Below are 24,303 nucleotides of genomic sequence, written 5' to 3'. Positions count from 1 at the left end.
CCGTGGTAGATACTATGTTAATACTATAAAGACGGTTAAAATATTTCTGGTAATTATTTACTGTGATATCGGAGTATATATGCCATTCCGCATAAAACATTGTTTGTGAACAATTTTTAAGGATAGTTAAAGCAGCTATATACCTGTAACATTCTTCTTCAAGGGCTTTCAAAATCACAGTGCAAAATTAGTCATGAAGTCACTGAAAAAAATCCCGGAAAACAGGGGTTTTCCCAGGGAGGTCCTATTGATACATTTACAAAGGAAAAATAATAAGAATATGTATCTCAAATAATTATATATTTCTGCCCTGATTTATGTCCATGAGAATACCTATACTTATCGTCCTATTATGTATAACTACCCGGTTATACGCCCAGACCCATAATAACGTGAGTCAGAAAATGATTGCCCAACGTGGGTCTTCTGACGCAGTATCATCTGAATTATATATCAGGCTGGCCAGAAAGCTGCCATTGAGAGACAGCGTGCAGGCGTTGAAATATTTTCAACAGGCATTGCAACTGGAAGAGAAGAATGAAAGTAAACTAGGTATCGCACGCACTTACCTGGCAATAGGCGCCTGGTTCAATACCATCAACAACTTCCGGGAGGCAGAAAAACATCTGCTCATTGCGAAAGAGGATATCATAAAAGATACCAGCCGCGAAGGCCGCATGTTGCTGGCCATGATCAAGATCAATCTGGCAGAAGTATTGGGTAATGCAGGACAAACACAATTGCAGACAGAAGAATATCTGCAAACAATTCCCCTGCTGGAGAAAATGAACGCCATCCCCGAGCTGAATGCTACATACGAAAACCTGGGAAACATCTTCTTTAATAAATCACAGTATAAAACCGCTATCACTTATTATTATAAAAGCCTGACCAGCTATGATGACCCGGCCAGGTATAACCATCTGATAGCCAGCAGGCATCTTAGTCTCGCCAGCTGTATGTACCACCTGGACAGCCTTCAGAACATGGAAAGCCATCTGACGGAAGCCAAAGCAAAGCTGGACAAGACCGGCGTGGACTCCATTGACATCTGGGCAGACTACTATTATCACCAGGGCTTACTGGATGTGAAGCACCAGTTATACCATCATGCAGCCAGTATGTTTTACAGTGGCTTGTTCATTGCACGCAGGCTGAACTACAACGTAGCTATCTGCAATAACCTGTACTCGCTGGCCAAACTCTTTGAACGACAGGGACAATATGACAAAGCCATGAAGGCGATGGAAGAATACGGGCATCTTTCTTATACGCTCAAGGATTTTCCATTCCGTTTACATGCACTGGACCTGATGGCCGAACTGTCATTTAAGCAACATTATCCAGACGATGCATATAAATACCTGCGGAAGTACATCATACTTGCCGATAGCTTACAAGAACGGGAAGTAACTGAGAAGATCCATGAACTGGAAGCTCATTACCAGTCATCCGAAAAAGAGAACCGCATCATGCAGTTGCAGCACGAGAACGAGCGCCAGGAGTTCGCCTTACAGAAGAACCGACTGCTGATCTCACTGATGGTAGTGATCATGTTATCCTTACTGGTCGTGGCAGCACTCAGCTACCTGTTTTACCGTAACGGGCGTAAGCTGCTGGAACAACAGCGACAACTACACGAATTTGAAGTGGAACGCATCCGTCAGGAGCATAAGATATCCCTCCTCTCGGCCATGCTGGAAGGACAGGAAAAAGAACGTACAAGACTGGCGCGTGACCTGCATGATGGACTTGGCGGATTACTTTCAGGTATTAAACTGGAGTTATCTACCGTAACACCGTCCCAGACCACGGTACACAGGCAGTCGCTAATTCAGAATACGCTGCAGCGGCTGGACGGCGCGATGGATGAACTGCGTCGTATTGCCCGCAGTATGATGCCTGAGATCCTTATTAAATATGGTCTCGGAGAAGCAACAGTAGAATATTGCAGGGGATTGAAAAAGACGGGAACAGACAATATCATTTGCCAGGTGTTCAATTTTCAGGCAGATATGGAACATACCCGGCAGGTGGTATTATACCGCATCATGCAGGAACTGGTGAACAATGCGGTCAAACATGCAGAGGCATCACAGATATTAGTGCTGTTGCAACAAACTGATCACACTTTATTCCTGACCGTAGAAGATGACGGGAAAGGATTTGATACCACCACAGGCAATAAGCTCAAAGGAGCAGGTTTGGCGAATATCGAAGCGCGTGTAGAGTTCCTGGGCGGCAAGATCGATATACAGTCTGAACCAGGTACAGGCACGGCCATTACAATAGAATGTGCAACATCCATTAATTAGTTAAACGTAATTGAAAGAAGTTATGATCAAAGTAGTAGTGGTAGAAGATCACCCTATCATGGTAGAAGGGTTGAAAAACATCCTGCGAAGTGATGCAGGTATAGAACTGAACGGCGATTATGGAGATGGCAAAAGTGTGTTACAGGCATTGGAAAAAGGGCAGCCGGACGTGATACTGATGGACGTGAACCTACCGGACATCAGCGGAGTGACGCTTTGCGGGGAAGTAAAAAAGAAATACGAAGATGTGAAGATCATCGCACTGAGTATACATGACGAACAACCTGTCATACACAGTATGTTGCAGAATGGCGCAAGCGGGTATGTGTTGAAGAATGCCCTGGGCAATGAGATCATCCGGGCCATTTATGCTATTATGGATGGGGAGGAATATCTGTGCAGCAGTACGAAAGAAGCGTTGAAAAATGCGGATATGGAACTGCTGAAAGCCATACCCCGTATCACCCGCAGGGAAAAAGAGATCCTTCAGCTGATCGGCAAGGGATTAACCACCATGCAGATAGCAGATCAATTGTTCATCAGTACGCATACGGTGGAAAGTCACCGTAAGAACCTGATGGAGAAATTCGGAGTAAACAATACTACTTCCGTAGTGAAACTGGCCTCAGAATACAAACTGCTCTAGCCTGCTTCTGCTTCCAGGGCCTGTAACCGGGCGGGATCTATCACGGCCATACTTTTGCCGGAAATGGCGATGATCTTTTCCTGTATGAGTTCACTCATGACACGGAAAGCGGTTTCGTAGGTCGTACCGGTATAGGATGCCAGGTCCTGGCGGCTGAGCGTCATATTAATATAGCCCTCTTCGTTGGCGCCGAACTTTTCCAGGAGGATCAGCAAGGCATGGGCGATACGGCCTTTTACAGGCATATGTACAAGATTGCGCATATTCTTCTCCGACTCCTGCAATTCACTGGCATAGAACATCATGAGCGCATGCAGGAAATCATGATTGACCTTAAGCGTAGCCTGGAAAAATGCAAGGTCAATAAAACAGCCATCTACCGGCTCCAATGCGGTCGCCGACACAGGATAAACCATCTCACTGCCCACGCCCCTGTGTCCGACAATATCACCTTCTTTGGCAAAGCGAACGATCAGTTCTTTGCCTTCTCCCCAATGCTTGTGCACTTTTACTTTACCTGCATTCACGAAGTAGATCCCATTCACAGGCTCTCCTTCCCGGAAGAGCATCTGACCTTTCTTTAATGTAAAACTTTGTCTATGAGTCGAAATGGCTGGCTTCCACGCAGGAATACACAACTTACATAACATACAGGATTGCAGATCGCAACCATGTTTATCTTTCTTCATGCCTGTCAATTAATTGCTGCACCGTTCCGGTCACGTCCTTCAGGTCCACCACTTTCCCTACCACAATTACTGCCGGGTTAGACATGCCGGCATGCTGCGCTTTAAATACGATATCTTTTACTGTACCTGTTACTACTTTTTCCCTATCTGTCGAGCTGTTCTGAATAATGGCTACCGGCAGGTTCTCTTTCCCGTACCCGCTAAATATGTCCATGATCTTTTCCAGTTTGCTCATAGCCATTAATATGATGACGGTAGCGGTTGACCGCGCTGCCAGGTCGATATCTGCTGAGATTTCTCCTGTCAGGGTAGTACCCGTCGTTACCCAGAAGCTCTCGGTGATGCCTCTTGACGTAAGCGGTATCATCTGACCGGCAGGGCCAGCCAGGGCGCTTGAGACACCTGGAACAACCTGAACAGGGATCCCGGCGCCTTTAGCGGCTGCTATCTCTTCCGTAGCCCTACCGAACACGAAGGGATCTCCCCCTTTCAGTCTTACTACATGTCCGTGCGACTGGGCATAAGACACGATCAGATGATTGATCTCCTGTTGTGAGAGCGAATGGCAGCCATAGCGTTTGCCTACAAAACGGATCACAGCACCCGGTTTGGCGTAGGATAGCAGTGCTTCATTCACTAATGCATCATATAATATTACATCCGCCTGCCTGAGAACGTTTATTGCCTTCAAAGTTATTAGTTCCGGATCACCCGGTCCTGCTCCTACCAAAGATAAGTATGCCATGTGAGAAGTATTATAAAAATATTTATATGAGTAAAATCATACGAACCACTATAAAATTAGAACACTTATTCCTAATTTCATGATGCAGATCACAAAAAACGGCTCATTTTAACACTCGAATCGGAAAATAGACATCATATTAATTAATTCAACATATAAAGGCCGTTCTAAATTTATCAACTCAATTCTTTGCCGATGAAAATTGTAATTATAGGAAATGGCATGGTTAGCTACAAGTTTTGCGAGAAAATAATCGCCAAATTGCCAAGCCGGGCTGCAGAAATCGTGGTTTTCGGAGAGGAGCCCCGCCCCGCCTACGACCGTGTTCACTTAAGTGAGTTTTTTGCCGGCAAAACAGCAGACGACCTTCTCATGGCCCCGGCCGACTGGTATGCCGCCAACGATATTACCCTCCACCTGGGCGATCCTGTTCAGCAGATTGACCGTAACACCAAAACCGTCCATTCATATAAAGGTATTACAGAAGCGTACGATTACCTCGTAATTGCTACAGGCTCTTCTGCTTTTGTGCCACCTATTCCAGGTGTGGACAAAAAAGGCGTATTCATTTACCGTACTATAGAAGATCTGGAGCTGATGCGTGACTACGCCCCAAAAGCAAAAAGAGGCGTAGTGATCGGCGGAGGCCTGTTAGGGCTGGAAGCAGCAAAGGCACTGCTGGACCTCGGTATTTCAGATACACATGTCATAGAGTTCGCCCCAAGACTGATGCCCCGTCAGATCGATGAAAGCGGTTCCCGCATACTGGAGCAGCAGCTCAGACAACTTGGTTTACAGATACATACCAATAAAAACACCAGTGAAGTGATCGGTGGGGATACTATGACCGGATTACAGTTTGCAGATGAGTCCATCCTCGAAGCGGACATGCTGGTGATCTCAGCCGGGATCAAACCACGGGATGAACTGGCAAAACTGAGCGGCCTGGAAACCGGTCACCGGGGCGGTATTGTAGTCAACGAAAAACTGCAGACCACTGATCCTGAAATATTTGCTATCGGTGAATGTGCCTTATATAATGGTATGATCTACGGCCTGGTAGCACCCGGTTATGAAATGGCGGAAGTGGTCGCTTCTCATATTGCCGGTGAGGCACAGGAGAAAGCATTTACCGGTTTCGACATGAGCACCAAGCTGAAACTGATCGGTGTGGACGTAGCCAGCTTCGGCGATCCTTTTGCTCCGGCAGATACCAGCCGCAGTATCGTATTTGAAGACACAATGAAAGGCGTGTATAAACGCATCAGCATCACCAATGATGGTAAACACCTGTTAGGTGGTATCCTGATCGGCGATGCGGACGCTTATAATATATTATTACAGACAGCTAAAAATAAAGTCATCCTCCCTCCTAACCCTGAAGATGTGCTTTTAGGCGCCCGAGGGGGAAGCCAGGAAGCCGGTCCCGGTGTACTTGGATTACCGGATGATGCCATCATTTGTAGCTGCGAAAGTGTAAGCAAGGGTAGCATCTGCGCGGCCGTTGAAGCAGGCAATGAAACACTGGACGCCATTAAAAAATGTACCAAGGCGGGCACCTGCTGTGGTGGTTGCACACCAATGGTGAAAGACCTGATCACCGGCACCATGAAGGCACAGGGCAAGTACATCCGTAATGTGATCTGCGAGCACTTTGCCTATTCCCGCCAGGAACTGTATGACCTGATCCGTATCAAGAACGTCCGTTCTTTCGACGATGCGCTTGATCATTATGGTCATGGCGACGGTTGCGAAATATGTAAACCGGTGATAGCCTCTATCATGGCCAGCCTCTGGAATGACATGATCCTGGATAAAGGCAATGATGTTGTGCAGGATTCCAATGACCGCTTCCTTGCCAATATCCAGAAAGGTGGTACCTATTCTGTCGTTCCCCGCATCCCGGGTGGTGAGATCACTCCTGCCAAACTCCTGGTCATCGCGCAGGTGGCCTTAAAATATAACCTGTATACCAAGATCACCGGCGGACAGCGTATAGACCTTTTTGGCGCACACCTGGACGACCTGCCGAACATCTGGGAAGAGCTGATCGATGCAGGATTTGAAAGCGGTCATGCTTACGGAAAAGCTTTGCGTACCGTTAAAAGCTGTGTAGGTTCTACCTGGTGCCGCTTCGGGCTGCACGACAGTGTAAGCTTTGCTATACAGATAGAAGAACGTTATCGCGGCCTGCGTGCTCCACATAAGATCAAATCTGCAGTATCCGGATGTATCCGCGAATGCGCAGAAGCACAATCTAAAGACTTCGGCATCATTGCAACAGAGAAAGGCTGGAACCTGTATGTAGGCGGTAATGGCGGTTCAAAACCACAGCATGCCATCCTGTTGGCGGCAGATCTGGACAGTGAAACCTGCATCCGCTATATAGACCGTTTCCTGATGTTCTATATCAAAACAGCCGATCCGCTAACCCGTACCGCTACCTGGTTGAATAAGCTGGACGGAGGCATCACTTACCTGCGTAACGTAGTTATAAATGACAGCCTGGGCATTGCTGCCGAACTGGAAGCAGAAATGCAATCGCTCGTTGATAAATATAAATGCGAATGGAAGGAAGTAGTGGACAGTCCTGAATTGCGTAAACGCTTCAGTCACTTCGTAAATGCGCCAGGCACTAAAGATCCGACAGTAAAATTCGATACGCTGCGGGAACAGAAAAAAGCCGCAGAATGGAAATAGAAAATCAGTTCATTAAAAGACATTCATCAATAAACAGATAACTTATGTCAGCCATCATCAGCACGAGCACAAACACGACCACAAACATTGTATGGTTCTTCGCCTGTAATGTGATAGACGTTCCGCCAAACGGAGGAGTATGCGTAAAATATGATGATGTACAAATTGCGCTGTTCCGTTTTGCCAGACGCGACGCCTGGTACGCTACACAGAACATGTGCCCGCACCGTCAGCAGATGGCCCTCAGTCGTGGTATGACAGGCACTCATAATGGCGAGCCCAAGGTGGCTTGTCCCTTCCATAAAAAAACATTCTCTCTCGAAGACGGCCGTTGCCTGTCTGACGATCAGGAATGTTCCCTCACCACCTACCCTGTCAGGGTTGAAAACGAAAAGGTGTATATAGGGATCATGCAGGAAGCATAATATCAGCAGAGAGAGCGGGAATACTCTTTTGCTAACATTATCAACAGAATGCATGAAATGTTTATTCTCAGCAGGTTCTTTATACCTGCTCTGTATGCTCTTTTTCCGTCCTTCAGCGCATGCACAGTTCACGTTGGGCGCACAGCTCAGAACGCGTACGGAATTCAGGGATGGCCAGGGAGCACCGCTGCCGAAAGGCGCCTCCCCTGCTTTCTTCACCTCCCAGCGTAGCCGTCTCTTTGCCGGATTCAGTGGCTACCGTTTTAAACTGGGATTGACAGTACAGGATGTGAGAGTATGGGGACAGGATGTTTCCACTCTTAACAGGGTCACTGCTCAAGACTACAACGGCTTACTGTTACATGAAGCCTGGGCGGAGATCATGCTGCTGGACACAGTAGTTAAGAACAAAAGCCTGAACCTCAAAATTGGCCGGCAGGAAATCGTTTATGACGATAGCCGCCTGCTTGGAAATCTGGACTGGCTGCAACAAGGCAGAAGGCATGATGCAGCAGTACTGAAATATGAAACGGGACCATATACATTGCACCTGGGCGCAGCATTTAATCAGAACAGGGAAAATGCAGCCGGCACTATATATAATCCAACTCCTCCGGGAAATTACACAGCTACTACAAATGGTGGCGCCATGTACAAAAGCCTGGAATATCTGTATGGCTCACGGAAACTATCTGCAGGAACTATCTCTTTCCTGTTCCTGGCCGACCAGTTTTCCAAATTCCATCCCGATAGCACAGGTGTTAAGATCTGGGAGAATGGCGTACATACGCGCATGACGACAGGGTTATATTTCATCAATTCTTTTGATAAACTGACACTGACCGCCGCCGGATATTATCAGTTCGGCAAAAATGCTAACGCGCAGGAACTCAACGCAGGGCTGTTATCCGCCGCTTTCCAATACCAGCTCTGCAAATCGTTCAGTGCAGGTCTTGGTGCTGATTACACGACCGGTGGCACAAGCACAACAGGTAAAAGTCATGCATTCGATCCGCTCTATGGCACACCGCACAAATTCTGGGGCTATATGGACTACTTCTATGTGGCGAACGGATTTGGTAACCGCGGCTTGCAGGATTACTACCTGAAAACGAAATATAAGGCAGGAACAAAGTTTCAACTGACAGGAGATGTCCATGAGTTTTTCAGTGCCAGTGAAGTAGTGGAGAACGGCGTTTCACTCAGCCGGAAATTTGGTACAGAGGCTGACCTCGTAGCCACATATTCCCTCACGAAGGTGATCTCTTTTGAAGCAGGCTACAGCCACTTCTGGAATACGACCTCACTGACTTCCGCTGCCGTTAAGAACGTCTCCAATGCACAAAGCAACAGTAACTGGGCATATGTGATGGTCGCTATCAGACCGGAGATGATTTTTAAATAATACAATTATTCAACCAGATCTTTTTCAACATGAACAATCAACAACCTCTCAATAAACTACCTCTCTTTTCACTGAACTCGGTGCACATGCGTACATTTCATACCACGTGGCTGATGTTCTTCGTTTGCTTCTTCGGATGGTTTGGCCTGGCCCCCCTGATGCCGACTATCAGGGAAGACCTCGGACTAACGAAATCACAGGTAGGTAATATTATTATCGCTTCAGTATCCAGCACCATTATAGCAAGGTTGATCATAGGTAAATTATGTGATACGTGGGGTCCGCGCAAAACTGCTGTGCGACTGCTGATAGTGGGTTCGCTGCCGGTATTCCTCGTAGGACTGGCACATGATTATACCACATTCTTATTGTTCCGTCTTGCTATCGGCGTAATAGGCGCTTCTTTCGTAGTAACACAGTTCCATACGTCCATGATGTTTGCGGCAAACATAAAAGGCACGGCAAATGCTATTACCGGCGGATGGGGCAACCTGGGTGGCGGCGTGACCAACATGGTAATGCCTTTGATCTTTGCCGCAATAGTGGGATTCGGATATACAAAACCGGAAGCATGGCGCCTGGCGATGATCGTACCCGGTGCTATGATGCTGATGGTAGCATGGATGTATCACAAGTTTACGCAGGATACACCTACAGGCAATTTCGATGAGATCAACCGTAACAGTCCTGTAAAGGGGAAAACTGACTGGACCATCCTGGGAGACTGGCGTATATGGGCACTGACGCTGGCTTACGGCATGTGCTTCGGTATGGAGATCACCTTCGACAACGTAGCTTCTTTACACTTCGTGGATACATTTCATCTTTCACAGAGCAGCGCTGGTTTCTGGGCTGGCATCTTTGGTTTCATGAACATCTTCGCAAGAGCAATGGGCGGCATCGTATCGGATAAAGTAGGTGCGAAAGCAGGCATGAAAGGAAAAGGCATCCTGCTGGCCATTGTATTACTGTTGGAAGGTATCGGACTGCTTTTGTTCGCGCAGGCAGGCTCACTGGCCCTCGCTATTGTGTCTATGCTCACTTTTGCACTGTTCCTGAAAATGGCTAATGGAGCAACGTATGGTATAGTGCCTTTTATTAATGAAAAGAATGTAGGACTGGTAAGTGGCGTTGTAGGTGCAGGCGGCAACCTGGGTGGCATGTTGTTCGGTTTCCTTTTTAAGTCTGATAGCATCACTTATGTCGATGCATTCACTTACATCGGTTATATCGTAATAGCAGTGTCTTTCATCATACTGTTGACGAGATTCATTAAAAAACCGGCTACTGAAACGGCTTCCGCACCTGCCGGACAAGTAGCATTTGCAGACTAACAATGACAGGCAATCATCAACATAGTAAACTTCCTGCGGGCAGTTACCGTAGCACCTGCTGTTATTGCGGTGTAGGCTGTGGTATTATTGTGCACAGGGACAGGCAGGGGAAATTAAGTGTGGAAGGAGACAAAGATCATCCGGTAAATAAAGGCATGCTTTGTTCCAAAGGCATGAACCTGCATTATACTGTGATGGACACATCAGACAGGCTTTATTACCCGGAAATGCGCTATCACCGGCATATGCCCCGGCAGCGCGTTTCCTGGGACCAGGCGCTGGAGCGTACTGCTGCAGTATTCAAACAAATGATAGCACAATACGGCCCTGAGTCTGTAGCATTTTATGCCTCCGGACAATGCCTGACGGAAGAGTATTATGTGGTGAATAAACTGATCAAAGGATTTATCGGAAGTAATAATATAGACACCAACTCCAGGCTATGTATGAGTAGCGCGGTAGCTGCCTACAAATTATCACTGGGAGAAGACAGTGTTCCCGGAAGTTATGATGATATAGAACAGGCAGACTGCATATTCGTAGCCGGCGCCAATCCTGCGTGGTGTCACCCGATACTGTGGCGCAGGATTGAGGCTGCGAAAGCAAAGAACCCTGATCTGAAGATCATCGTCAGCGATCCGCGCGTAACACAGAGTTGTGCGATAGCAGATGTTCATCTTCAACTGATGCCGGGTACAGATATCGTATTACATCATGCTATTGGCCGGCTGCTGATAGAAGCAGGGCATACAGATAATCATTTCATCCAGCAACATACCGAAGGCTTTGCCAAATACCGGGATACAGTAATGGAGCGCAGCATCAGCAGTGCAGCATCAGTATGCGGTATTTCAGAAGACCTGATCTATGAAGCCGCTGCTATGATCGGCCAGGCCAAAGGTTTTATGACCATGTGGACAATGGGGCTTAACCAGAGTGCAGTGGGTGTAAATAAAAACCTGAGCCTCATCAATCTCAATCTTATTACAGGCAAGATCGGTAAACCCGGTTGCGGACCATTCTCACTGACAGGACAGCCGAATGCAATGGGAGGACGCGAAGTAGGCGGCCTGTCCAATATGCTGCCCGCACATCGTGTGCTGGACAATCCTGCACATCGTAAAGAAGTGCAGGAATTCTGGGGCGGTACTGCAATCTCCGACAAACCGGGACTGACAGCTACTGAGATGTTTGAAGCATTAAATGACGGCAGGCTGAAAGCCATCTGGATCATGTGTACAAATCCGCTGGTAAGTCTTCCTGATGCACGTATGGCTGAAGCGGCGCTACAGAAAGCGAAGTTTGTGGTTGTACAGGAAATTTCCTCTAAACCCGAAACACTGCGTTATGCAGATGTTGTGCTTCCTGCTGCCGCCTGGACAGAAAAAGAGGGCACCATGACCAATGCAGAAAGAAGGATCACTTATCTGCAAAAAATAAATGAAGCCCCCGGCGAAGCATTACCTGATGCTGAGATCATCAGCCGCTTTGCGAGGAAGATGGGATATCATGGGTTTGATTATAGTAATCCGTCAGAGATATATGCTGAACATAGCCGGCTTACTGCAGGTACCAATATAGATGTTAGTGGCGTCAACTATGAGTTGCTGAAGGAAAAGAGATCTTTACAATGGCCTTACCCGGCTGGCACCGCAAATAACGGTACACAAAGATTATTTACAGATCATAAATTCTATACATCATCTGCCAAAGCAATCATTCATTCCTTTCCTGACGACAACCGGTCAACGCCGCCCGATCCGCAATGGCCGCTTATTCTTACTACCGGCCGTATCCGCGATCAGTGGCATACGATGAGCAAGACCGGGAAAGTCAGCAAACTGAAACAACATATTCCCACCCCCCTGTTGGAGATCCATCCGCAGGATGCGGCTGAAAGAGAAATTAAGGAAGGAGATATAGTAGAGATCTTCAGTGAGAATGGCGTAGTGCGTGTCAAAGCACAACTGAGCACTTCCATCAAACAAGGTGTTGTGTTCCTCCCTATGCACTGGGGGAAGATACTTGATAATGACTTGAGCCGGGCCAATAATCTTACACACACACTGGTGGATAAAATCTCCAAACAACCCGACCTGAAGTATACGGCGGTACAGGTGAGACTATATCAAAAGCAGGCGCAGAAGATCGTTATCATTGGCGCAGGTGCAGGCGCCTGTGGCTTTGTAAAGGCCTATCGTGGAATAAATACAACGGACACTATCACTGTATTCAGTAAAGAGGACCAGCCTTTTTATAACCGTGTTATGTTGCCTGATTATATCAGTGGTACCCAGCAATGGGCGCAGCTGGTGAAAATGACAGACGAGGAGGAGAACCTGCTGGACATTACACTACATAGAGGCGTTAGTATTAATGGGATAGACCGTGAGCAGAAAACGGTAACAGACAGTAATGGCCTTATACATGCATATGATGTATTGATAATGGCGATGGGCAGTCGTGCGGCTACCCTAAGGGATGCGCCTTCTCTGGATGGCGTCTTTACAATGCGTAACCGGCGGGATGCGGATGCATTCGTCAGACATATTGACCCTGCAGCAGGAAAAGTGATGATCGTCGGCGGTGGACTGCTGGGTATTGAATTAGCTGCTTCACTAAGAGAAATGGATATAGACGTGGCCGTTATACAACGCACGTCTAAACTGATGGACAGACAGCTGGATGCTTTAGGCAGCCAGCTGTTATATGAAGAGCTGACCGACCGTGGTATTGAGATCCTGTACAATGATGAAATAGAAAGGTTCACCGGCTTAAACAAATTAGATGGCATCCAGCTGAAAAGCGGAAGGCATGTAGCTTGTCAGGCGGTGGTCATGTCCATAGGCACCCTTCCTAATATTGAACTGGCACGCGCCAGTCACCTGTTATGTAAAAGAGGTGTAGTTGTTAATGAATACCTGCAAACGAGTGATCCGGATATTTTTGCTATCGGAGAAATAGCAGAATTCAACGGAACCCTATATGGTATTACTGCAGCGGCAGAACAACAGGCAGCAATAGTTGGCCGATATCTGGCGGGTGACCTGACAAGTTATTATGAGGGATCACTGTTCATGAACATCCTCAAAATGCATGGCACTGATCTTTGTTCGCTGGGCATGATAGAAACACCAGATGATCCTGCCTATGAAGAGGTGGTGTTCATTGATAAATCAAAGCGTTATTATAAGAAATGTGTTATCCACAATGACCGCCTTGTAGGCGCTATTCTGATCGGCGATAAGTCTGAGTTCCTGGAATTCAGGGACCTGATATCCAATAAAATCGAATTGTCGGAAAAGCGCCTGGAGCTTTTACGCTCCGGCAAGAAAGCCGCTCCGGTGATCGGCAAACTGGTATGTAGTTGTGGAGGCGTGGGAGAAGGAAATATCTGTGAGAAGATCAAGGAAGGAGCCGATACCCTGGAAAGTATATGCCAGGCGTCAGGCGCAGGTATGGGCTGCGGTAGTTGCAGACCGGAGATCAAAGCCATACTTGAAAAGCAACTGCCATCCACACCTAAAGAGGAGGCAGTATTTATCATGCAAGCAGTTTAATCATGATCAGACATTCACAGACAGTGAGCATTAATTTTACGGGAGGGATCGTCTCTCCCGGACAGCTGCTGACTATTCTGGATATAGCGGCAGCAGCCAGGGTTACCCAGGTACGGTTTGGCTTACGGCAACAACTGCTGATAGAAATACCAGGTAAATACCGTCAGCAGTTTGAGGAAGAGTGTGTACGCCACCAGATCGTGTTCCATGCTTACGGTACTGCTCCTAATATCACCAGTTCCTATCCTGCGGCCGGCATTTTCATTAATGAAAGCTGGCTGACGGAAGGTATCTATAAAGATGTATTCTCATTATTCGATTATACGCCTGCGATGAAGGTGAATATCTGCGATAACAGGCAAACATTCACTCCTTTTTTCTCCGGCCATATTAACTGGATTGCAGCGGGACAGGCCCACTATTGGCATTTATTTATCCGTTTCCCGAAGTCCAGCCGTCTCTTTGCGTGGCCTGATCTCGTCTATACAAACAATATCGGCCAGCTGAGCCAATTTATCGAGTCAGTGTTGCAGCAACAGCAGTCTATCAGTAATGACGCACTGTATACCCTTGTGAAGGATAAACTTGAATATGCTTTCCGTCCGGTAACAGCGGAACTGGAGCTGCCTCCTTTCCATCTGCCTTACTATGAGGGCTTCAACAGGCATGAAAATCACTACTGGCTGGGCATCTACCGCAGGGATGAAGAATTTCCGCTTCCATTCCTGCAAAACCTTTGTAAGATATGCCTGGAAACGAGGACAGGGCAGCTGTACGCTACCTCCTGGAAATCGCTTATCGTCAGGAATATAGCACCGGAGCACAGAAGGCTATGGGATTATATACTTGGTAAGTATGGTATCAATGTAAGACATGCTGCCAACGAGTTGAACTGGCATGTGGAAGACAACAGCGAAGATGCATTGATCCTCAAAAGGCATATCATCCGTCATTTCGATAATGCCGATGTCAGGACTTACGGTTTATGTTTCAGCATCAGGATCAATCCGGGCAATAACTGTTTCGGTTCTATCGTGATCACTAAACAGGAAAGTAAGACAAAGAGCAGGCTTAAAGGGCTTCAACGATTTGATATTCATTATACACAGGATTTTAACCCGAATTCCGGCACTTTACTGCCTTACCGGACAGGAGTGGCCAAAGAGCATCTGGGGCCTTATATCACCTCTCTTTGCCGGGAGTTTTATGAGAACAGTGCGTTGACAGATCCATTGCTGAACTATGTAGCTGGACAGCAAACTGTTATAAGCACCACTCAGCCGGAGAAGGAAGTGCATCAATGCACCCGCTGCCTGACCGTATATGATGACACTGTGGGAGATCCTGGTCAGGGCATTGCAGCAGCAACACCCTTTCATAGCCTTCCGGAGCATTATCATTGTTCACTATGCGAGGCTCCGTTATCCGATTTTACAGCCATTACCGCAACATCTCTTGGGTGGCTTGCGGGGGCACAGGATTAACAATACATTTGCATTTTTCCCATATGCACTACAGCAGGTGCTTGCAGTGAAAATTGCGCTTATTTTATCACAAAAAGCCATAATACAAACACTAAAACGTTATAGAACTAATGTTTTTAGTACTATTTTTGCAGCGCAAATCGCGTAAATAAATTAATATGTCTCCTAAATCGGCGCCTGACATCGTTTTAATCGGTGCAGGCATAATGAGTGCAACGCTAGGCGTACTATTGAAAGAATTACAACCGGAACTGACCATTGAGATATTCGAAAGGCTGGATATCATAGCAGGAGAAAGTTCGGATGCATGGAATAACGCAGGTACAGGACACTCTGCTTTCTGCGAACTGAACTATACTCCTGAGAAAGAAAATGGCAATATTGAGATCAATAAAGCTATCAAGATTGCGGAGTCATTCGAAGTGTCCAAGCAATTCTGGTCTTTCCTTGTACAGCAGGGTTGTATTAAATCCCCGGAGACATTTATACAGAGCGTTCCTCACATGAGCTTTGTATGGGGTGAAAACAATGTTCAATATCTGAAGAAACGCCAGCAGATGCTGGAAAGCAATAATTTATTCAAGGGCATGGAGTACTCAGACGATCCTGCCGTCCTGAAACAATGGATACCATTGGTGATGGAAGGCCGTGATGCTGCTGAGAAAGTAGCGGCTACGCGTATGGAATCCGGTACGGATATCAACTTCGGCGCCCTCACCCGTGCACTCATCAGCTATCTGAAACAACAGAATGGTGTACAGGTACATCTGAAACACGAGGTACGTGACCTGGAGCAGGAAGAAGATGGCAGATGGTATCTGAAAGTGAAGAACCTGGAAACAGGTAAGAAAAGAACGCTGCATACAAGATTTGTATTTATAGGCGCTGGTGGCGGCTCTCTGCCGTTGCTGGAAAAATCAGACATTCCTGAAGGTAAAGGCTTCGGCGGCTTCCCTGTAAGCGGCCAGTGGCTGATCTGTAAAAACCCGGCTATCGTTGAAAAACATGCGGCTAAAGTTTATGGCAAGGCTTCTGTAGGTGCACCTCCAATGTCTGTACCTCACCTGGATACACGTGTGATAGATGGTAAAAAGGCCTTACTGTTCGGACCTTATGCAGGTTTCTCTACAAAGTTCCTGAAAAATGGTTCCTGGCTTGATCTGCCGAGGTCCATCAAATTCAATAACATTCGTCCGATGCTGGCTGCCGGCCTGGATAACCTTCCGCTCACCAAATACCTGATCGATCAGGTACGTCAGTCGCCGGAAGAAAGAATGGAAGCCTTACAGGCATTCCTGCCGGAAGCAAAAATGGAAGACTGGGAACTGGAAGTAGCAGGACAGCGTGTACAGGTGATCAAGAAACACCCTGAACATGTTGGTATCCTGGAATTCGGTACTGAAGTAGTGAGTGCGGCAGACGGCTCTATTGCAGCGCTGTTGGGTGCTTCTCCGGGTGCTTCCACTGCGGTATCCATTATGCTGGAATTACTGCAACGCTGTTTCCCCAACAAACTGGCTACGCCTCAATGGCAAAATAAGCTGAAACAGATGATCCCATCCTACGGGCAGAAGCTGGCGGAAAGCCCTACCCTGCTGGAACATGTGAGAAGCTGGGCAAATGCTGTACTGGAACTAAAGAAATAAGCGAATTACATACTGGTAATAAAAAAAAATAGGGGATATGGAAATATCCCCTTTTGTTTTAACCTTATCTTATTGTTTCTAAGAGACGTGTTTCAGACTGTAAGGCTTACGCCTTACAGGGTATTTTCACCAGCACTTCCACATTCTTCTCCGGTTCTGCCTGTATTTCAAAAGTGCCGTCGTGTAAGGCGGCGAAATACGACATCATATGACATACCGGCTGGTGAAATATTTCGCTATCTCCTTTCTCGGATGACTTAAAAGGAGACGAAAAGATATAATTCGCGTAAAAAGATCCCTTTATTTCAAAATATCCTGGCTCAAACCTGAATACTATCTTCGGTATCTGATGGGTTGTTGAATGCCTGTTCATCCAGAAAAAAAGATTCAGGATCAACTGCCGCATCACGGATTCGTCGATATTCGCTTCCACAGGTATTTTACTGTTCTGTAATTCAACGGCGGGAGATAGCAGATTGTTGTATGGCTCTTCACGTACCAGTTGTCCCAGAAAAAAAAGTAAGTTGGTGGTCTTCCTCTTTAGTTCAAAGGTCTTACCCAGCATATGCTGTATGATCCGGATATTCTGCAGTTGAAAATCAAGTTCTATTACCTGCGATCTGATTGATTCTGCCTGACGGGTGATCTTGTTCCCCATTGCTTTCCCGTCGTACAGTACGATTAGTTCAACACTTGAAAGTATGCTTGCTACAATAGATTTCAATTCATGAAAGATCTCTTCTATTAGCCGGCTGTCATCAAGGAAATTTTGTGCTGACACAGAACTTTTCATGTAACGCTGTTTACAGGCATCCCTGAAATTGGCTCCGGTGTACGTCTGACTACCGGAGTGTAAAAATAACACTTAAGGCGCTTTCTTTTCCATTAACATTCTTACTAATACGAGTAAAATATGATAGAGAAAATGTTAAAATGCGTTCTTATCGCCTTTGATAGTATTAAACACGGTTAAAAATATGATACGCAGATCGAGATACACTGACCAGTTTTCCATGTACCAGATGTCATGCTCGATACGTTTACGCAGATGTAATTCATCTGTGATCTCTCCACGGTAACCATTCACCTGTGCCCAACCTGTAATACCAGGTTTCAGGAAGTGACGGATCATATATTTCTGGATGATCGCAGAATATTCCTCTGTGTGTTTCAGCATGTGCGGACGTGGACCAACGATAGACATATCGCCCAGGAACACATTAAGGAACTGTGGCATCTCATCCAGGTTCGTCTTACGCAATATACGCCCTATCCTTGTAAAGCGGCGGTCATTCCTTGTAGCCTGTTTCGAATTCGCATCCTGGTTCACGTAGATGCTTCTGAACTTCAGGCAACGGAACGTCTGATTGTTACGTCCGGTACGATGTTGCACGAAGAATACCGGTCCCCTTGATTCCAGTTTCACCAGCAGCGCCAGCAATGGGATGAGCCAGCTCAGTATAAAGAGCATTACAGCGCCACTGAATAATACATCAAACATACGTTTCCTCAACCTGTTGGCGATATCATCCAATGGCTCTGCCCTCAATGATATAATAGGAATATTATCCAGGTAATCTACATATATCTGGCGGTTCACGAACATCCTGAAGTCAGGCACAAATCGAAAACGGATAAAATGACGTTCTGCCTCATGCGCCAGCGTATATAAATACGGGAACTGTTCAGGTGATAATGTTGAGTATATTTCTCTGATATTGTTTGACTGCGCATACGGGATGCAATCTTTCAGCGTACCTATTACCGGGTAATTAGAAAGCTCATGCACGTTGCTGTATTCCTCGAAATAACCCTCAAAACGTAGGTTGCTCTTACGGCCCATCAGGTTGTCTACCAGTTGTTTTGACAAATCATTATATCCAACGATCACCACCTTTCGTTCTATTTCCTTACGGTGAATGATATAATTCGTCAGCATATAAAAGAACAACCTGTCCAACAACACCACTATGATGAACATAGTCATGTAGGTGATGATAAAGATCCTGTTGAAGGCTTCTTTATTCAGGAATACGAAAACCAGCATCAGCAGCAGGTACAACATGATACTCTGCAGCAACTTTTTGACGATCCGTTCTACAGACATCTGCTGGCTCATAAAATAAATACCTGTCGTATATAAGGCAACGACCCATGCTGTATTGGATGCCATCAGGAACGTGTCCCTGTTTACACTCACCGGCACTCCATACTGCTGCAGCCAGTAAAGCGCAAAAAAGAAGAAGGCATTGAGGCAAACAAAATCCAGCACGAGGATCTGAATGCTACATATTTTAAGATAACGGTCCAACATATAAAGTGAGGTTCAATGATGTTAACTAACTACTACAGCTTCTTCAAAGCGTGACATTATTTTTCCTACAGACAGATGTGTTTCGGCATACACACGTCCGTTCCTTGCTATTTCTGAGGCATTGTCCTGCATGGCTCTGATAATGCCATCGGTAAGTGCTTGCTGATCTTCCGCATTAACCAGTACGCCCATATTATGTTTGCTTACCAGGTCGTGCAGACTTGTACCGCTATTGGCTGTGATAAGTGCCAAACCTCCTACCGCCAGGATAGTGGTAAGCTTGGATGGCATTACCAGGTCACTTGCGTTGCCTTTTTGTATCACCAGGTGTACATCGGCCATATTGAGGAAATGATTGAACTTTTCAAAAGGCTGCAGCGGAAAGAATATAACATTGTCAAGGCCTTTCGACTCCGCCTCTGCTTTTAGTTTTTCCTTATAAGGGCCAGAACCGCAGATCAGGAATTTCAGTTGCTTATCACTTTTCAGTGTTTCGGCAGTATTCAAAATTGCTTCCAGTCCCTGCTTCTCTCCTATTGCACCGGAATACAATACGATCTTGTCATTGACATTAAAGCCGTACTCTGTCTTCAGTGTAATGCGGTCTTCAATAGGATGGAATAAAGAAACGTCTACCCAGTTTGGAAAGAAGAAAATTTCCTTACCTGCTTTCTCCTGGATCTTGCGCATCATACCATCTGAAATACTGCTTACCATATCTGCATGTTTAAAGATGTAGCGCTCCAATCCGAACAGTGCTTTAATAAGTTTCGGAGAGGAGATCATCTTCAGATCACGGGCCGCTTCTATCTGCATATCCTGTATGTGATAGAGGAATTTGGCGCCTCTGAACTTCTTATACAATACGGCGAGTAATCCCAGGTGGAACGGTGGCACCACCGCTATCACCACATCAAATTTCTTACGGGGCAGCAATTGCAGTACCTTAAAAAAAGCCGATACCGCAAAAGAAAAGTCCAGCATGATACGTGTCTTACCGGATGGTTTTGCCGGTACGTATTGCGGGCAGCGATACACTGTTATCTTACCTCCCTGTCCGTTGTTCTCTATCACTTCTTTCTTATACCAATTCTTGTTCTTGTCGTATGGGGGCTGCACCTTCCACTCCGGATAGTAAGGGTAACTGGTGATGACGGTACAATCGTATCCTCCGGCTGCCAGCCATTTGATCATTTCACCATTATACTTGCCTATCCCGGTTGGTTCCGGTGAAAAATTACCTCCAATCAGTAGTATTCGCTTGGACATACCGCTATATAGATTTCTGTTTTTTTACTATCTCCATCTTTCCGATACGAAGGCCAGTGGATTGCCTTTGAATATTCCGTTTTCTGATACCGACGCCGTCACTACAGAACCTGCCGTGATGACTGTATCTGTTCCGATGGTAACACCTGGTCCGATGAATACACAGGCCCCAACCCAGCAACCATCCATCAGTGTAATAGCCCCATTACGGTAAGGCATTGAAGGGTGCCTGTAATTGTGATTACCACCACAGAGAAATGCACGCTGTGATACACATACATTGTTACCGATCACCAACGACTCGAAATTGAGCAGATAAGCTTCTTCTCCCAGCCACACATCATTACCTATTTCGAGTTTCCAGGGGAAATGAATGTTCACCCGTGGTTTGATCACTACGCCATTTCCCACTTTAGCTCCGAACAAACGTAACAGTCCTGCCTTAATGCCTGAAGGCACAGGAAAGGCCGTCAGGAAGAAGAACATCTTTACGATATACCAGCAAGCCTCCTTTAATTTACCAGCGCCGCGGTCCAGACCTTCAGAGGCATCGAAGTCTTTTAAACGGACCTGTGACAGATAAAAGTTATCCATTACTATCAGGAATTATTATAAACAAATACTACATCCTTTTTTACCAGCAAACGGTATACACATAGTCCTACATAAGCTCCCAGTGTGTTCAGCAGGATGTCATCGGCATCATACACACCGATCCTGAAGATCATTTGCAGCAGCTCTATAGAAAGACTGAAAAAGAATGCGGCGATTATTACTCTAAATTTGTTGGCAGGTGTTCCTGACAATGCATCTGTAAGAAAGCCCAAAGGCATAAACAGCACGATGTTTCCCAGAAGGTTCAGCAAAAAGAGCAGCCAGTATCTGATAGACCTGGTTCCTTCAGCGATGAAATCATAAGTACTCTTCAGTGGCATCCATCTCGGCTCGCCATAGTGCTCGCCTGCGGTCCTTGTCGGCTCCCAAAAAACGATGTACAGTAATGCTGCTAAATACACGACCAGTAAAACTATCACATCGCGTTTCTTTACTCTCAATATCATCCTTGTCTTAACCTGTTATTTCGCTTTAATTCATACATCTTGGCATCTACCAGGAAACGGTACCAGAAGCCCTGCAGGAAATGCCATACAAGTCCTGCGCCGCCGTCCAGGAAACCCAGCCTGATAAAGTACCGGTAAAGGAAGTAAATGAAAGGACGTACAAACAAGGGGATCTTGCTATATACTTTTTCCTTGATCCATCGTTTACGGGAAGACTGCTCCCCGCTTAACGATACTTCCACATTATTTGAAGATGTTGTACCCTTTTCTATATCCAGCAGATCCTTCACTTCACGTGAGGCATAGTTATTCTGTTTAGCCGTCCACCAGGTGAGATCATTCAGATTATGATCTACCATGTCATAATCGAAAGTCTCCGTTTCTCCTTTGTCCAGCACCACATGTTCATCCATGGCACGCTCTTCCAGTCTGCCGGTGCCTGTACGCCATATGCGTAGCAGACGGTGTGGATAGAAGCCGCCGCGTTTCATCCATTTCTCCATGAAGATCACACGGCGCTTGATAATAAAACCGCCTGTTTCCGGCTTTGCCAGAGGCAGTTTAGTATTGATCTCAGTTATCAGTTCATCCAACAGATACTCATCACTGTCCATGCGCATGGTCCATGTCGTAGTAATGTTGCAATTGTCCAGCGCCCAGTTGAACTGGTCAGAGTGGTTGCCTGGCCATGCTCTCTGCACAACCCTGGCGCCCAACGCAGTCGCAATTTCAACAGTACGGTCGGTAGACATACTGTCAACAATGATGATATTATCCGTTATACGTTTCAGGTTCTGAATACAACGGGTAATATGTTTTTCCTCATTATAACTGAGGATGATAACTGTTAAGGAATTAGACACCTGATTTATTTTGACTTATATAATTCGATATACTTATTCACAAGACGGCTTCTGTCGAAGTCACGCTGCATCAATGCCGGAGCTGCTGCTGACATAGCTGGTAACCTGTCTCTTTCTGCATAGGTTTGTTCCAGCACAACCTTGATATTCTCAGGGTCAATACCGGAGATCCAACCCAGTTTATTATCACTGATGTAAGTGCTTAAACCCACCATGTTGCTGATCAGCACAGGCGTGCCCATAGCAAGAGACTCTATGACGATGTTGGCAAAATTTTCATTGTAAGAGGTCAGCACCATTACATCATGATCGCGCAGCAATTTAAACTTGGCGTCACCGTATACAGGACCTACCCAGTTAATATGCGCGTCAATCCGATATTCACGCGTCAGTGCTTTCAACTGCTCCAGATAATCGTCTTTATGCGGACCGGCGATGGTCAGTTCGTACGGGAATGTAACCATACTCAGTCCCTTGAACAACAACTCCAATCCTTTCTTAGGATCGATGCGGCTCAGAAAAACAAACCTGATCTTTTGCTGCACAGTTTTGGGCGTTATCTGTCCACCCGGTACAGTTACAAAGTTGAAGATCTCTGCCACATCGGAAGCAGGATAGATCTTCTTTATCTCGTGTACTTCTGCAAGAGAAGTAGCGTGAAATTTTACTTTAGATAATAGCGGGTCACCAACCACTTTCTGAATGATCTTCTTCTGGAAATTGTGATTGGTTTCCATGATATAGTCACTCAGCATTCCCCTGGGAGAAACTACTGGACGCACTCTTCTTACATAACATACCAACAGGGTAAAGATGCTTACAAGATTCCACCAGGAGTGGATATGTACGGCATCATACTTTTTGATGTTCCTGTATAGATAGCTGATCAATCCGGGGGAAAAATGCGTATGGTCTTTTGTTAAACGCTTAAAGTAGAGTGTATCCACTCCATCCACCTGTTGTACAACACCATGCGGTACGTTCAACTCTTCTTTACCGTTGGCTGTTGTAGTTACTACCGTCACCTTATGTCCTTCCGCCACCAATTGCTCGCACAGTGCAGAACTTGAATAGATAGGACCGCCATACACGTAAGCAGGTTTATAAGATGGGATTACATGAAGGATGTTCATCTGTTACTTTCTTTTAACAATTTGTCTGTTTGTGTTACAATACTTACTAATAGACGAATCCATCTACCCTGTTAAAGTATTTTGCGTCCTTGTCAATATCACTCACTGTTTTGGCAGGAACGCCGGCATATAATTTCCATTCTTCATAGAACGGTTTATTCAGTAAAGACTTTGCACCGAGTACGGAGTAGCTAGGCAGTACTGCGCCGCCGAGCAGCACTACGTTCGTACCTACAAAAGTGTATTCACCGATCACAATAGGTGCGCTGTCCTGGCGATTCTCGTACACATTGATGGAGTGTGTAAGCAATTGCGACTGATACCCGGCAATCGTGGTGAACTTTCCTATCGTGATAGCATTTGTACAGTCTATATGATGATTCTTGGTGATAGCCGCCCATTCTCCCATGATCAGTTCAGCTTTGCGTTCAGGTTGATGACGGAAGTGTTTGGAATTCGTATTGGTAGCAAATCCTGTTACCCAGTTGCTCCTGCCTATTTTAGCATGTTCACTCATCTGCATGAGGTCAAGGTTCACAGCAACGGTAAAGTGGTCAATACGACTGTTCTTTTCCATGACCAGCTTACCGGGGAATACCCACGCCAGTCCGATACGTGCTGTGGGATGAATTTTATATTTAAACCAGCTTTGCAATGCCAGGCGCTTCAAACGCCAGGGTAGACATACAGTAATCAGTTTAAGGATCATCTGCT

General features: G+C 46.1%; 19 protein-coding genes. 9 read left to right on the top strand and 10 right to left on the bottom strand.

The features are described 5' to 3' along the window. Positions 1–392: 392 nt before the first annotated feature. Positions 393–2,315, top strand: coding sequence for a sensor histidine kinase (locus C7475_RS21255; RefSeq protein WP_158286571.1), 1,923 nt, complete (start codon positions 393–395; stop codon positions 2,313–2,315). 22 nt (positions 2,316–2,337) lie between these two features. Next, positions 2,338–2,961: a response regulator transcription factor gene (locus tag C7475_RS21250; protein WP_089834170.1), complete on the top strand. Its 624-nt coding sequence runs from the start codon at positions 2,338–2,340 to the stop codon at positions 2,959–2,961. Here C7475_RS21250 and C7475_RS21245 read toward each other — a convergent pair. Continuing rightward, positions 2,958–3,650 carry a Crp/Fnr family transcriptional regulator gene (locus C7475_RS21245; protein ID WP_110055394.1) on the bottom strand — a complete coding sequence of 231 codons (693 nt, stop codon included), beginning with the start codon at positions 3,648–3,650 and terminating at the stop codon, positions 2,958–2,960. The genes C7475_RS21250 and C7475_RS21245 overlap by 4 nt on opposite strands. Beyond that, entirely contained in the window at positions 3,637–4,395 is a 759-nt protein-coding gene (gene cobA / locus C7475_RS21240; RefSeq protein ID WP_110055393.1) for a uroporphyrinogen-III C-methyltransferase, read from the bottom strand. The genes C7475_RS21245 and cobA overlap by 14 nt, the downstream gene beginning before the upstream one ends. A gap of 195 nt (positions 4,396–4,590) precedes the next feature. Here cobA and nirB point away from each other — a divergent pair, with 195 nt between their 5' ends. The 7 genes from nirB to C7475_RS21205 all read left to right on the top strand — a co-directional run bounded on the left by nirB (position 4,591) and on the right by C7475_RS21205 (position 16,949). Then, positions 4,591–7,095, top strand: coding sequence for a nitrite reductase large subunit NirB (gene nirB, locus C7475_RS21235; RefSeq protein ID WP_110055392.1), 2,505 nt, complete (start codon positions 4,591–4,593; stop codon positions 7,093–7,095). 44 nt (positions 7,096–7,139) lie between these two features. Next, positions 7,140–7,520, top strand: a complete 381-nt coding sequence (gene nirD, locus C7475_RS21230) for a nitrite reductase small subunit NirD (protein ID WP_110055391.1) — start codon at positions 7,140–7,142, stop codon at positions 7,518–7,520. Between the two features lie 52 nt (positions 7,521–7,572). After that, the gene (locus C7475_RS21225; protein WP_233259918.1) at positions 7,573–8,925 is read left to right on the top strand and encodes an alginate export family protein; all 1,353 of its coding nucleotides are present in this window, start codon (positions 7,573–7,575) and stop codon (positions 8,923–8,925) included. A gap of 86 nt (positions 8,926–9,011) precedes the next feature. Beyond that, entirely contained in the window at positions 9,012–10,259 is a 1,248-nt protein-coding gene (locus tag C7475_RS21220) for an MFS transporter (RefSeq protein ID WP_233259917.1), read from the top strand. 2 nt (positions 10,260–10,261) lie between these two features. Beyond that, positions 10,262–13,819, top strand: coding sequence for a nitrate reductase (locus tag C7475_RS21215; protein WP_110055389.1), 3,558 nt, complete (start codon positions 10,262–10,264; stop codon positions 13,817–13,819). Positions 13,820–13,821: 2 nt separating this feature from the next. After that, positions 13,822–15,303 carry a rubredoxin gene (locus C7475_RS21210; protein ID WP_110055388.1) on the top strand — a complete coding sequence of 494 codons (1,482 nt, stop codon included), beginning with the start codon at positions 13,822–13,824 and terminating at the stop codon, positions 15,301–15,303. 158 nt (positions 15,304–15,461) lie between these two features. Further along, entirely contained in the window at positions 15,462–16,949 is a 1,488-nt protein-coding gene (locus tag C7475_RS21205) for a malate:quinone oxidoreductase (protein WP_110055387.1), read from the top strand. A 106-nt stretch (positions 16,950–17,055) separates the two neighbouring features. Here the strand turns inward: C7475_RS21205 and C7475_RS21200 are convergent, their stop codons facing one another. From C7475_RS21200 to C7475_RS21165, 8 genes are all read right to left on the bottom strand, one after another. Beyond that, complete coding sequence (locus C7475_RS21200) at positions 17,056–17,742, bottom strand: hypothetical protein (RefSeq protein WP_110055386.1); 687 nt, start codon at positions 17,740–17,742, stop codon at positions 17,056–17,058. A gap of 135 nt (positions 17,743–17,877) precedes the next feature. Continuing rightward, a complete protein-coding gene (locus tag C7475_RS21195; protein ID WP_110055385.1) occupies positions 17,878–19,263 on the bottom strand; it encodes an undecaprenyl-phosphate glucose phosphotransferase in 1,386 nt (461 codons plus the stop codon). A 21-nt stretch (positions 19,264–19,284) separates the two neighbouring features. Further along, positions 19,285–20,532 carry a WcaI family glycosyltransferase gene (locus tag C7475_RS21190; protein WP_110055384.1) on the bottom strand — a complete coding sequence of 416 codons (1,248 nt, stop codon included), beginning with the start codon at positions 20,530–20,532 and terminating at the stop codon, positions 19,285–19,287. 27 nt (positions 20,533–20,559) lie between these two features. Further along, positions 20,560–21,126: a WcaF family extracellular polysaccharide biosynthesis acetyltransferase gene (locus C7475_RS21185; RefSeq protein ID WP_110055383.1), complete on the bottom strand. Its 567-nt coding sequence runs from the start codon at positions 21,124–21,126 to the stop codon at positions 20,560–20,562. Positions 21,127–21,131: 5 nt separating this feature from the next. Next, complete coding sequence (locus C7475_RS21180; protein ID WP_110055382.1) at positions 21,132–21,593, bottom strand: VanZ family protein; 462 nt, start codon at positions 21,591–21,593, stop codon at positions 21,132–21,134. Further along, positions 21,590–22,456 (bottom strand): glycosyltransferase family 2 protein, encoded by an 867-nt coding sequence (locus tag C7475_RS21175; protein WP_110055381.1) that lies wholly within the window; start codon positions 22,454–22,456, stop codon positions 21,590–21,592. The genes C7475_RS21180 and C7475_RS21175 overlap by 4 nt, the downstream gene beginning before the upstream one ends. A 5-nt stretch (positions 22,457–22,461) precedes the next feature. Beyond that, positions 22,462–23,589, bottom strand: coding sequence for an XrtY-associated glycosyltransferase XYAG1 (locus tag C7475_RS21170; RefSeq protein WP_110055380.1), 1,128 nt, complete (start codon positions 23,587–23,589; stop codon positions 22,462–22,464). A 46-nt stretch (positions 23,590–23,635) separates the two neighbouring features. Continuing rightward, entirely contained in the window at positions 23,636–24,298 is a 663-nt protein-coding gene (locus tag C7475_RS21165; protein WP_110055379.1) for a hypothetical protein, read from the bottom strand. Positions 24,299–24,303 lie beyond the last annotated feature (5 nt).

This window comes from Chitinophaga sp. S165 (assembly GCF_003182155.1).
Taxonomy (GTDB): Bacteria; Bacteroidota; Bacteroidia; order Chitinophagales; family Chitinophagaceae; genus Chitinophaga.
This window is presented reverse-complemented; position numbering and strand designations above follow the sequence as displayed.

Coding starts and splice junctions, on each gene's coding strand:
- C7475_RS21250 (WP_089834170.1), top strand. CDS start 2,338: ATGATCAAAGTAGTAGTGGTAGAAGATCACCCTATCATGGTAGAAGGG.
- C7475_RS21245 (WP_110055394.1), bottom strand. CDS start 3,650: ATGAAGAAAGATAAACATGGTTGCGATCTGCAATCCTGTATGTTATGT.
- cobA (WP_110055393.1), bottom strand. CDS start 4,395: ATGGCATACTTATCTTTGGTAGGAGCAGGACCGGGTGATCCGGAACTA.
- nirB (WP_110055392.1), top strand. CDS start 4,591: ATGAAAATTGTAATTATAGGAAATGGCATGGTTAGCTACAAGTTTTGC.
- nirD (WP_110055391.1), top strand. CDS start 7,140: ATGTCAGCCATCATCAGCACGAGCACAAACACGACCACAAACATTGTA.
- C7475_RS21225 (WP_233259918.1), top strand. CDS start 7,573: ATGAAATGTTTATTCTCAGCAGGTTCTTTATACCTGCTCTGTATGCTC.
- C7475_RS21220 (WP_233259917.1), top strand. CDS start 9,012: ATGCGTACATTTCATACCACGTGGCTGATGTTCTTCGTTTGCTTCTTC.
- C7475_RS21215 (WP_110055389.1), top strand. CDS start 10,262: ATGACAGGCAATCATCAACATAGTAAACTTCCTGCGGGCAGTTACCGT.
- C7475_RS21210 (WP_110055388.1), top strand. CDS start 13,822: ATGATCAGACATTCACAGACAGTGAGCATTAATTTTACGGGAGGGATC.
- C7475_RS21205 (WP_110055387.1), top strand. CDS start 15,462: ATGTCTCCTAAATCGGCGCCTGACATCGTTTTAATCGGTGCAGGCATA.
- C7475_RS21200 (WP_110055386.1), bottom strand. CDS start 17,742: ATGAAAAGTTCTGTGTCAGCACAAAATTTCCTTGATGACAGCCGGCTA.
- C7475_RS21195 (WP_110055385.1), bottom strand. CDS start 19,263: ATGTTGGACCGTTATCTTAAAATATGTAGCATTCAGATCCTCGTGCTG.
- C7475_RS21190 (WP_110055384.1), bottom strand. CDS start 20,532: ATGTCCAAGCGAATACTACTGATTGGAGGTAATTTTTCACCGGAACCA.
- C7475_RS21185 (WP_110055383.1), bottom strand. CDS start 21,126: ATGGATAACTTTTATCTGTCACAGGTCCGTTTAAAAGACTTCGATGCC.
- C7475_RS21180 (WP_110055382.1), bottom strand. CDS start 21,593: ATGATATTGAGAGTAAAGAAACGCGATGTGATAGTTTTACTGGTCGTG.
- C7475_RS21170 (WP_110055380.1), bottom strand. CDS start 23,589: ATGAACATCCTTCATGTAATCCCATCTTATAAACCTGCTTACGTGTAT.
- C7475_RS21165 (WP_110055379.1), bottom strand. CDS start 24,298: ATGATCCTTAAACTGATTACTGTATGTCTACCCTGGCGTTTGAAGCGC.